The following is an 11,364-nucleotide window of genomic DNA, read 5'->3' as shown; positions in this document are numbered from 1 at the left end:
ATAATTTAAAATCCGGACTACGATTTTTGATCGATCAAAAATCATAGTCCGGATTTTACTGTTAGAGAACCAAGAATTAATAGTTAATTCCCAGCCCCCTATGCTATAAGAAGTAAATGCATTATTATATTTTGCAATCGTTTTTTGTACTGTAGCTAGTCCTAAACCATGGTGGTTAACTTTATTTGAAATTCCTTCTGCAGTGATATTTCCAATATCAATGTTAGGATTACACGAATTCTTTATTTCAAATTCTAGTTTTCCAGGTGTGGGTTGATAAAGCATAGAATAAATATATACGTTATTTATTCCGCTTTTTTTAAGTTGCTCGCATTCTTCAATTGCATTATCATAGGCAATTCCGATTATTCTGATTAAATCAAATGAATCTATTTTGGGTAACTTGGTTACTTTATTTACACATTCAAATTTGTATTTTATGTCTTTCTGGTATATTGAATTTAATTTACTAATGAAGATACTTATAAAACCCTAATTTTGAATTTTAAAATGCCTAAATATCAGTGTTTTCAATAGATATATGACTATGAAAAAACACTGAGGGACATAAAAGGGGAAAATCAGATATCAAAATCATTAATCAGACCGCTGAACTGCTCAGCGGTCTTTTTTGTTATATGCAAGTAGATCTGCCTCGTGATCGCTGAATCTCTATGACCTAACCGCTTTGAAATCAGTTCAATAGGCATACCTTTTTCAGCTAATTTTGAGGCGTGCGTATGGCGGAAGATATGGGTTGATAGTGGCTTAGTCATACCAAGGGCATTTTGAACTTTTTTAAGCAGATTATCTATTGAAAGGGGGTGAAGAAAAATGCCGGTTTTAGTTTCTCTGCTAAACAGAATATCATCTGGTTGTTTATCCAAGCTGTACTGCTGATAAATCTTAACCGCTTTTTCAGGAAGAAGAATAGTACGGTTGCTACTCTGGGTTTTGGGAGTATCACTGATTGTAAAATCATTCTTTAGTCTCTTTGAATACTCCAGTGTGCAATTAATTTTGACGTACCATTTATCATCTTGCTGAAATACCTTTTTGACTTGAAGTGCTAGTATCTCACCGATACGCATGCCTGTAAGGTACTGCCACAGTAAGGCATCAGCATAGATCTGGTTAATTTCTCGAACAGCATTTAAAACGCTCATTGCCTCATCATCTTCCAAGTATTTATCTTCAATATTTTTAGCAAAATTGTTGCGTTTCCGATTAATCTCAAGTCGGCCGATTGGGGCTGCTATATAGTCATGTCGATACGCATAACGCATTAGCTGATTGAGTTTATTCTTGATCATTCCAGTATAAGCATTTTTATAGCCATGCTGATAAAGCAGAGCTTCTAGTGTGTTGACAAGATATTTATTGGTTATTTTGGAAACGAGAATCTGCATATTGAAGTTTTTCTGGATTATTCCCTTGATGGTCTGCCATGAAGCAAATGAAGAGGGCTTAACGGTTTGCTGATAGTACTGATTGAACTCTTCAATCAACTCGCCAAAAGTAACGCCTTCTTTGATATGGCCGTCCTGAAGCCGCCGGAGTTTTTCTTCGATCCGTTTATTCAGGGCTTGCTGAGCTAACTTCCGCGTGGAGTTCGTCTCCTTATCCATCGTGATTGAGACGCGTGTGTACTTCAGCGTCAATGGGTTTTTGAATTGTTCGACAAATTTGACTTTGCCGGTTTTCGTGGGTTCAGTCCACATGATTGATCCTTCTTTCTATAAGCTTTCTATAAGTAAAAATGAATTTACGGCTGCCAGGCACGTGTATAGGTTGAAGAACCAATCGTAATTATATCTAGATGTCAAAACAATACAACTTTCGCCACAAGCAATCTTGTATTGGATTGAATAGCAACTATTAAAAAGTAAGCAAAAGAAGGCAATAAAAAAGCCGAATGCCTAAGCACTCGACGAACCAAAGTTGCCTTCATTTTAACTAAAAATGGAGGAAAAAACAATATGGCAGAAAAAGAAAATACTATTAAAAAGGATACTTGGCTCTACTTTGAAGACAACCAAGGTAAGCATTTTAAGGCTTTTAATTTTGCAGATTACTTAATGGATAGGTTTCATTTTACTTTTAATTTTTTTGATCCACATGGCTTTTGGTGGAATCCCATTACTCAGCAATGGAAAGGTAAAGCAGATACACGACTGAAGTCAGCGATAATCGAAACTATGGATAAAGTAGCGGGTAGATCATATAAAGGAAATACGGTGAGCAATGTCCAACAAATTATCAGGGACTATAGAGGCCGTGATGAAAGTGAAACGGATCGTTTTGCGATAGAAAATCGAAATCCCCATAAGGTAGTATTTGCGAATGGAACTTATGACTTGGATCGCGATGTAATAGAACCAAATCGTTACGATAATTATATATTACAGAATCACGATTATATTTTAGGCGAATTGCCAAATATTCCGACTAGTTGGGATCGTTGGCTAACTGAATCACTAGTTGATCCAGATGCGAAAAAAGATGATGCAGGCAAGTGGGAAACTGAAGGTGATAAAAATGCACCTGAAACTTTTAAGGCCTTCATCGGATACGCTTTAGCTGGTACTTATCAGGAGATTCAGTCTTATCTCATCATACATGGCAACGGTGGTGAGGGAAAATCAACAGCATTAAACATAATTGCCCTGATCTTTGGTGCTAATATCTCCCATATTGATCTAGCTGACTTAGGTTCAAAAGAAACAGCACGATTTAAGCTATCAAAGTTAAATCGAATGGAATTGAATATTGGTGATGATGTAGAGGGTAGTTTTCTCAAAACGACCAGTATTCTAAAAAGACTAACAGGTGGAAATCCTGTGAGTGCTGAGGATAAAGGACAGGATCCATACGATTTTACTAACAACGCTAAATTACTCTTCACTTGTAATGCATTACCTTCCTTTAGTGATAATTCACATGGTATGGAACGGCGGCCAATCGTTTTAGAATGGCGTAAAATTAAAAACTTCAGCAAAAAGTATTCTGAAGCTGAGTTTATTCGTGATCGTCCGGCATTCGTTCGTGAATGTTTGGTGGCTTATGCTAAAGCATTGAAAAGATCGCAGTTACTTAACGAACCACAATTACCAATGACTGAGTACATGAAACAGCGCGTCAAGGAATGGCTGATGACTAATGACACTATTGGTAATTGGATAAATGAAAATTGTGAATTAGGCGAAAATTATCGTGAACAAACCCAAACACTATATAACAACTACACTAGGTACTGTCATTTGAGTGGTACTCAAGCGTTGAAAAAAGCCAAATTTAATGGTGCAATGCGTACCCGAGGAATTGAACCAAATAAAACAATAAAAATTAATGGCAAAACAACTAAAGGGTATAAAGGTATCCATCGGATTGAGAAATATGATTCTGATTTATATTGAAAATAACGCTTAGTGTTTTTTTGTTATAGTGCAAAGAGAATATAACATCAGCAGGAGAGAATGGTAACTCTGAAAAGGTTACTTGGTTACCGTTATGCTGAAATGTTGTTATATCAGTGCTTACAAGGCGATTTTGAGTAACCGATTTTTGGTTACGGTAACCTTTATCTCAGACATTTAGAATGCTGTTGTATTAGCATCTAAATAAAATCGGTATTGACTAAGAAGGCTATAAACGCCTTTATATCAGGCGAAATAAAAAGGTAACTTTTTAGTATATTTCTTTAAATTTGAACAGAAACTTAGTCTTGAAAACTACTTAGTGGCATTCCCTGAAAATAACGTTACGTGTATTTTTGCCGATAGAGATTATTTCAAAGATAAAAAAGTTACCGTAACCAGAAAAGAGTTACTGATAAATGTTGTTATATCAGCGTCTATGAGCAAAGTAACTAAGTAACCTTTTTTAGGAGTTTAAACGTCTCAAAAAATAAGAAACTAAATAACGAAGATAATAAGATGGGCAAATGCATTGCGAGAGTAAGATCACCGAATTTTTGTTACTAACAAGGTAATAAACAAAATTCAGTATCATTAAGACTATGTTTTATAAAAAGGTTACCGAGATATCAATTTTAATCCGGCATGGTCGCCGGAATACCCGTCAATGAGAATGGTGTTGCGTACCGCAAACCTAACCTCATTGACGGGTGATTAATAATCATGCTTGCTGAAAAAATATGGATCAGCATGCTATCAGACAGGAGGAAGAAATATGCCAAGATCGGACAATCATCAGGTCAACATTCGTGTTAATGAGGCAGAATACGCCAAAATTCAAGCCTCAGCGCAAATGATGGGCCTTTCTGTACCAAAGTATTGCAAGCATCTTATAATGCAATCCAAGCTAAGGGAGCCGAAGTTTTCTGAAGATGAATATCACCAGATAAGGGTCGACTTATTGCGTATTGGGAATAACATAAACCAGATGGCTCGGCGGCTGAATCAAGCTTACAATGAGAGCGAAATCACATCAGAAGAATTGGCTATATTAAACATCACATTGAGCAAGCTAGATGATGAGGTGGCAATGGTATGGCAACAATTAAGATGAATCGTGCTAAGAGTGCAGCCGCAGCTATCAGCTATGCGTTGGGAAAGAATCGCCTAAAGCAGGATACAAAGGACTGGCTGATAGAACATGGTTGCCCCTCAGAGAGTCTAAAAAATAATGATCGGGCAGTGGTTAGAAGTGGGATCAATGTCAGCCCGACTCATGCTAAGGTTCAGATGAAGGTAGTTAGGAATCATGCTAATGGTGATACTGTCAAGAATCAGGCTATCAGAATCATTCAATCATTCTCATCTGATGATCTGGATATCACGAAGCCTGAGAATTGGCAAAAATGCAACGATATTGGTTATGAGTTTGCGCGGCGTGCTTTTGGTGGCAGTAAGTTTGATGATACAGACTATCCGCCATATCAAATTGCTATCTATACCCATGTTGATGGAAAAGGACATAAGCTGCATAACCATATCATTATCAACAAGACCAATCTCGATGACAATAAGCAATGGCACGTTGAAAATTTGAATGATGAATGGCTTTCATTCCGCGATATTAACGATGAGGTTTGCCGTGAATTTGGCTTGAAAATTCCACAAGAGCGTTCAAAGCAGGTCAAAAAGACTATTAGCGAACGGGAACTTGAGCTTAAAGGCCAATATGTATGGAAAAATGACTTGCGTTCGCGGATTGATGAGGCTTTGGACGAAATTCAGAAGAATGATATCAGTTTGGAAGAAGCCTTGAAATCCAGAGAGGTTGACTTGAGACGGCGCGGTCAAAACGGTATATCGTTTGCCTTTATTGATAATGAAGGTAAGAAGCGGATCAGCCGTGGCCAACGCTTAGGAACTAAGTATGAAAGGAAGACTATTGATGACTACGAACAAGGAATTCAACAACAACGACAGCAACAGCAAGCAGGTGAGCCAAGAAATGAACCAGATTCAAGAGGAATTCATGCAATCGCTAGACGACAAGCAATTCAATCAGTACGTGACCATCAACAACATCTGGAACGAAGCCTTGGCGAAGCAAGATCAAGAGCTGACCGAATTAGAAAACGAAAACAAGCAGTTGCTAAGCTTATTAAGGCAATTCAACAAGCAATTGACCGATCACTTGCTTTGATGAAGCGTCTGAGAGCCGATTTTGAACGTCGAAAATCTGAAATGAAGCGCTTTCGAGCCAAAATACGGGAATTGGATAGCATAAAAAGCTATCAAGATCTCGAGCGACAGATGCGATTGGCTACTAAGAATGCTGATCAATCGAAAAAGACTGCTCCTGAAGCAATCGTAGCGGTAACGTTGAGAGATAGGCTATCGGCTAACAGCAGCAATCCGCTAATCGCTGCCACGGCGGACATGACGCGGTACATGGTCATGGTTGATCAAGGCGTGTGGTTAGACGGACAGTTTGAATTTTCAGAACGAGAAAAAAGGGCCCTGGTGAAAGCAACGCCGGAGCAATTGAAGAAAATTAACGGTATTGCTAAACGAGAGGCCAAGAGATTGTCTGGAATCGTTGATGATGCGGTTGAACGACAGAAGAAGAACACTGAACGGCTTAGAGCCAAGAATCAAGGAAAGAGGTTTAGAAGATGACATCAAGATATGATATTGCCGCAATTAAAAAGCAATTAGCAGCGGCTGAACAGCATGACAAGGAAATCTATGGTGAAAAAGTACGGAAGATGCTGTTGGAAAAGACAAATCTAGACAGCTTAAAGGACGTCCTGCACGACTATGACATTGTGGTAGTTCCCAAGCTAAGAAAGCCAAAATCTAAAGAGAAGCCTGCTAGTCTTGATCAAGGTGAGCATGAGGCGGAAAAAACGGTCAGCGAACAAGCAGCCGAAAAAGATCCAACCGATTTGGCCGGCACATGGGAAGATGATGCGGCAGACAACAACGACGAATGGCTAGATGATGATGAATAGCTTAATATGCTATTAGAGAAAAAGGGTGATTAAATGTATTTACCAGGCGAAATGCGTCAAAGCGGCGATAAATTCGCAGCATTTTGTGACGGAATAGATGAGATAGTGCAGGAAAGTGGTGAGGTTCTCTGGCATGCTCCAGCTATTATTATCAAGGATAAAACATTGACTTCTGTAACGATTAGGCGAGGCAGTAAGTCAATTGTCCGCGTTAACACCTTTGATGAAGCTGATGTGCTATTGAAAAAAATACGGCATTATCTTGCTGAGCGACCGGTGAGAAAGTTAGTGCGTGATCCAGTGAGTGGAAAACGGACGACTCAATTAGTTCCATATAACTTAAAAATAAAAGTTATTGATGCTAGATTGGAACATACGGTGGCGCTTAGTATAACTGCAATACCGTATACTTCAGCTAAAAGCATAACAGCTGATCAGGCTCTCAATCACCTCTTCAATTTATTATCAAAGCCAGATAATTATGAAAATGCTGTTGAGGAATTAACAAAGTTTGGCAGGGATCACCCAGGGCAAAAACTAAAAATCGTGAATCCAAGAGCAACTCATAGTTTTCGATTTTCGTATTTTGATCAGGATCTCCATCGGCGAAAATGGCAAAACGTCGGTGATGTAGTGATTCTAGTTAAAAATTGCGAGCTTGAAATAAAAGAAACAGCTGTACGAAAAAAGCGGGCTGATGCAATCGAATTGGATCCCAATGTCATTACATGGACAGGGTCAGTAGAAGATGGGCCGGATGTAACATTGCTATACGTAGCGATATAAATATAATAGGCTAATATGCTATTAAGAATAGAGGCACTGGCATTGCAGCCGTAATGCTTCTACTGAACTAGACCCGTCAATGAGGTTAGGTTTGCATCAGCAACACCGGTCTCATTGACGGGTTTTCTGGTGACCACACCAGAATAAAACGTATGGCAGCATTTAAGCTGAAAACCTATGATAAGTATTGACGCCTGAACGCTCATTATTCAATCGCGTTCCTGCTTGTGATTCTAAAGCCTCAGCACTCGCTTTTCGCTCATGCTGCTGCTAAGAATCAAGGATCATAGTACTTCTAATTCTCTACTGATTTAAAGCATCAAAGTGAGAATATGACGCCTGAACGCTCATTACGCAATCGCGTTCCTGCTTGGCGTTCTAAGCCCTCAGCACTCGCTTTTCGCTCGCACTGCTGACAAGAACGAAGCACCTTAACGCTCATTATTCAATCGCGTTCTTGTGCTAGTGTTCTAAATGGCCAAACTTCGCTAACCGCTCGCTTGCCAATTAAGAACACTATATTGAAGGCAAGCACCCCCCTTTGTAGACTATTACATAGTCCACACGGCTGCTTGCAAGAGGGACCGCTTCGCTCCCCCTTGACCCCCTCAGACAAACTTTTAAGCAAAAAGTTTGATCAAAAAGCTCGGCCTAATTGACTTTTCAAGTCAATTACTAGCCTCGCTAACGGCAACAATTTGCGCGAAATGACTCGTCATTTCAGCAAAAGAGTTGCCGTTTTTTCGTTCTGCAGCTATGAGCGAATATGCTCATACAGCTTGCAGTCAATCATTAGGTCATCATATGAAAACCGCTACCTTAATTTCAGGTAGTGACCATACCTAATGCTAGAAGCTTTATCTTCCAACATGGTGCCGAATGATATAATTACACTAGTTTGATTTAAGGAGTTTTTCAGATGAAACGTGGTGTTGAAGCAACCGAAGCCAAGACAAGACAACAACTTGCAAAAGAATTTGTTGATACTTGGACTCAGCCTGATAAGGGTAAGGAAGATGCAGATCGTCAAACATTTTGGAACGATTTATTGCATCGAGTGTATGGAATCGTTAATTATTATGACTATGTAACCTATGAGAAGGACGTTCGTGTTAAGGATAGTATGGGTAAGATAACCACCAAGCGAATTGATGGCTATATTCCAAGTACAAGGACAATGATTGAGCAAAAAGGACGAGGACGTGCCTTAGATAAGCCTGAACCGCAGTCTGATGGGGTAATGCTGACTCCATATGAGCAGGCAAAGCGATATGCTAACTTCCTACCAAATTCAGAACAACCAAGATGGATTATTGTTTCTAATTTTGATCAGATTGATATCCATGATATGGATCACCCTCTTGATGAACCAAAAACTATCATGCTTACTGAATTGCCAAAGCATTTTAAAGACCTGGAATTCATGGTGGATATCCATAAGCAACAGATTATCAATGAAGAGCAGGTATCATTTAAGGCTGGCGAGCTGGTAGCTAAAATCTATAATGAGTTGGCAAAGGCATACGCTGAGCATGCTGATTTGAGTGATACGCATATCCAGAGGAGCCTGAATGTTCTAATTGTTCGCTTAGTTTTTCTGCTGTACGTTGATGATACTCAATTATTTGGCAATGAAGATATGTTTCAAGCCTTTCTGGAGCGTCGAGAGCCACGTGATATTCGGCGCGACCTGATTAGCCTGTTTGAGGTACTAAACACACCTTTAAATGAACGAGATCCATTTATGGACGAGGAATTTGCGGCCTTTCCATACGTCAATGGGGGTATGTTTGCCAATGAGGATATAGTAGTTCCACAATTCACTCAAGAACTCAGAGATCTGATCCTTGATGATGCTAGTCGTGGATTCAATTGGTCAGGCATTAGCCCAACGATTTTTGGGGCCGTATTTGAATCAACTTTAAACCCTGAAACGCGGCGTTCTGGGGGTATGCATTATACCTCGGTAGAGAATATCCATAAGGTGATTGATCCGCTATTTTTGAATGATTTACGTTCTGAATTAAACAAGATTCAGAATATGAGTGTCGCTAGTCAACGTAAAGAAGCAGCAGAAAAGTTTCGTGATAAGATTGGTCATTTAAAATTTTTTGATCCGGCGTGTGGCTCAGGTAATTTCTTAACCGAGACATATCTTTCATTACGCCATATGGAAGATGAGGTTATTCGCATCATACAAGGTGAGAACACAAGCTTGTTGTTAGGTGGCTTCAAGGTTTCAATTACCAATTTCTATGGCATTGAGATCAATGACTTTGCTGTTTCGGTTGCTAAAACGGCTATGTGGATTGCCGAAGCCCAAACCATGCAACATAGTCAAAATATAGGGGTTTACACTGATAAAGACTTCTTCCCTTTGACTACTAACACAGGTATTCATGAAGGTAACGCCTTGCGTATGGACTGGACACAAATAGTGAAGCCTTATGAATGTAACTATGTTATGGGGAATCCACCATTTATAGGCTATTCTTATCAAAGTAAGGATCAGAAGCAAGATATTAAGAATCTATATCTTGATGAGAATGGTAAAGCATTAAAATATTCAGGAAAAATAGATTATGTATCTGGTTGGTACCATAAGGCATGTCAATATATTAATGGAACTACCATTAAAGTTGCCTTTGTCTCAACTAATAGTATTACCCAAGGCGAGCAGGTTCAATATGTCTGGGAATCACTTATTAGTCAGTACCATATAAGCATTAATTTTGCCTATCGGACCTTTGTTTGGGATAACGAAGCGAAAAATAAGGCCCATGTTCATGTAGTTATTATTGGTTTCAGCCAGGTAAATAGTGAAAATAAGTTCCTTGTTGATGAAAATGGTAATAAGCATCAGGTTGCTCAAATAAACCCTTACTTAATCCCACTTAAAAATATCTTCATAGAAAAGCATTCCAAGCCTATACAGAATGTTCCTATTATGGTGTCTGGCAATCGACCAGCTGATGGAGGACATCTTATTTTGTCGCAAGAAGAGGCAGACAAGCTTATAGATACCGAACCTAAGGCAAAAAAATATATAAAAAGATTCATGATGGGCAACGAATTTTTAAATGACATTCCTAGGTATTGTTTATGGTTAGTTGGTATCTCACCTAAAGAATTAAGGAGTATGCCACTAGTTTTAAAACACGTGGTAGATTGCAATAAATAACTTGAACAAATTTAATGACGCAGATTAAGCAAAAAGATCTCAATTGGAGTTCGCCAGTTCAAACATTTGAGTGGCCGTGAATTCAGATACCAGTTAATCTGAATCAATTCATCATCACTAATCTCTTCAATTGGCTGACCCTTAGGAATAAATCGCCGTAACACTCGATTACGATTCTCATTACTACCACGTTCATGCGGAGAATAAGCATGGGCAAAGTACAACGGCACGCCGGTATTTTTCTCAATTGATTGGTAGTTGGCGAACTCTTTCCCGTGATCAACCGTCAGTGTCTTGAGATTAGTTCCTAATTGATTAGCTAACTCAAGGATAGCCTTAGTCATTGAAGTGCTATCTCGTCCACCAAGCCGTTTAACGATAGTAAGGCGACTCTTGCGTTCGACAAACGTGGCTACTGCTTGACCTTTGCGCTTGCCAGATAAAACTGTATCAGCTTCAAAATGGCCTGCAATATTACGATCAGAAGCTTCAGCTGGACGATCTTCAATCGAACGACCATGACTGAAAGTCCCACGGGTTTCTTTAGCACGCTTACGACGAATACCATGGTCAGGTAAATCAGTCATCCGAATATCTAGAAGTCCTTGATCGACCCAGTTATAGATAGTCTTGTAGGCGATCCTAACCACATGGGCTACTTGTTCAATTGACTATTTCTGAATCTTGATCTTGTCTTCGATTAGTCGCTTGAGGTTAGCCGTTAATGAGCATTTACGACCACGATAACTAAGTTTAGTTTCGTGGTCGGCTTGCGCACTAGTCGCATGGTATTCACCCTTTAACCGGTGAATTTCATTAAAGATAGTAGTCTTACTAAAGCCCAGGTAATCAGCGATATATCGAAGAGATCGCTTTTCATGACGAAGCGTTTCGATGACAATGCGGTCTGAAAATGATAAGATAGTGGTGCCCATAAAGGTCCTTCTTTCTAATGGAATGTTGTAACGAC

The 11,364-nt window shown here is 39.3% G+C and carries 8 protein-coding genes and 1 pseudogene; 6 read left to right on the top strand and 3 right to left on the bottom strand.

Features of this window, described 5'->3' with window-relative positions:
• Together AACL61_RS06540 and AACL61_RS06535 are read right to left on the bottom strand one after the other, a co-directional pair.
• Positions 1-375 (bottom strand): GHKL domain-containing protein (locus tag AACL61_RS06540; protein ID WP_483403592.1); only part of this gene is annotated, 375 nt, incomplete at its 3' end.
• Positions 376-581: 206 nt separating this feature from the next.
• Positions 582-1,721: a tyrosine-type recombinase/integrase gene (locus AACL61_RS06535; protein ID WP_339111151.1), complete on the bottom strand. Its 1,140-nt coding sequence runs from the start codon at positions 1,719-1,721 to the stop codon at positions 582-584.
• Between the two features lie 258 nt (positions 1,722-1,979).
• On the opposite strand from AACL61_RS06535, the gene AACL61_RS06530 reads away from it, so the two are divergent.
• The 6 genes from AACL61_RS06530 (at position 1,980) to AACL61_RS06505 (ending at position 10,394) form a co-directional block, all read left to right on the top strand.
• On the top strand, positions 1,980-3,416 hold the full coding sequence (locus AACL61_RS06530; RefSeq protein WP_339111150.1) for a DNA primase family protein: 1,437 nt from the start codon (positions 1,980-1,982) through the stop codon (positions 3,414-3,416).
• Between the two features lie 775 nt (positions 3,417-4,191).
• Positions 4,192-4,530 carry a plasmid mobilization protein gene (locus tag AACL61_RS06525; protein ID WP_102816355.1) on the top strand — a complete coding sequence of 113 codons (339 nt, stop codon included), beginning with the start codon at positions 4,192-4,194 and terminating at the stop codon, positions 4,528-4,530.
• Positions 4,512-6,092, top strand: coding sequence for a relaxase/mobilization nuclease domain-containing protein (locus tag AACL61_RS06520; RefSeq protein ID WP_339111149.1), 1,581 nt, complete (start codon positions 4,512-4,514; stop codon positions 6,090-6,092). The genes AACL61_RS06525 and AACL61_RS06520 overlap by 19 nt, the downstream gene beginning before the upstream one ends.
• Positions 6,089-6,427 (top strand): hypothetical protein, encoded by a 339-nt coding sequence (locus tag AACL61_RS06515; RefSeq protein WP_339111148.1) that lies wholly within the window; start codon positions 6,089-6,091, stop codon positions 6,425-6,427. Before AACL61_RS06520 ends, AACL61_RS06515 begins: the two co-directional genes overlap by 4 nt.
• Before the next feature lie 33 nt (positions 6,428-6,460).
• Entirely contained in the window at positions 6,461-7,213 is a 753-nt protein-coding gene (locus AACL61_RS06510; protein ID WP_278783608.1) for a hypothetical protein, read from the top strand.
• Positions 7,214-8,132: 919 nt separating this feature from the next.
• On the top strand, positions 8,133-10,394 hold the full coding sequence (locus AACL61_RS06505; protein WP_339111147.1) for a DNA methyltransferase: 2,262 nt from the start codon (positions 8,133-8,135) through the stop codon (positions 10,392-10,394).
• 11 nt (positions 10,395-10,405) lie between these two features.
• On the opposite strand, the pseudogene AACL61_RS06500 reads toward AACL61_RS06505, so the two are convergent.
• Positions 10,406-11,329: pseudogene (locus AACL61_RS06500) on the bottom strand (IS30 family transposase).
• Positions 11,330-11,364 lie beyond the last annotated feature (35 nt).

Origin of the sequence: Limosilactobacillus reuteri subsp. porcinus, assembly GCF_036621895.1 — a bacterium.
Classification (GTDB): Bacteria; Bacillota; Bacilli; order Lactobacillales; family Lactobacillaceae; genus Limosilactobacillus; species Limosilactobacillus reuteri_J.
This window is presented reverse-complemented; position numbering and strand designations above follow the sequence as displayed.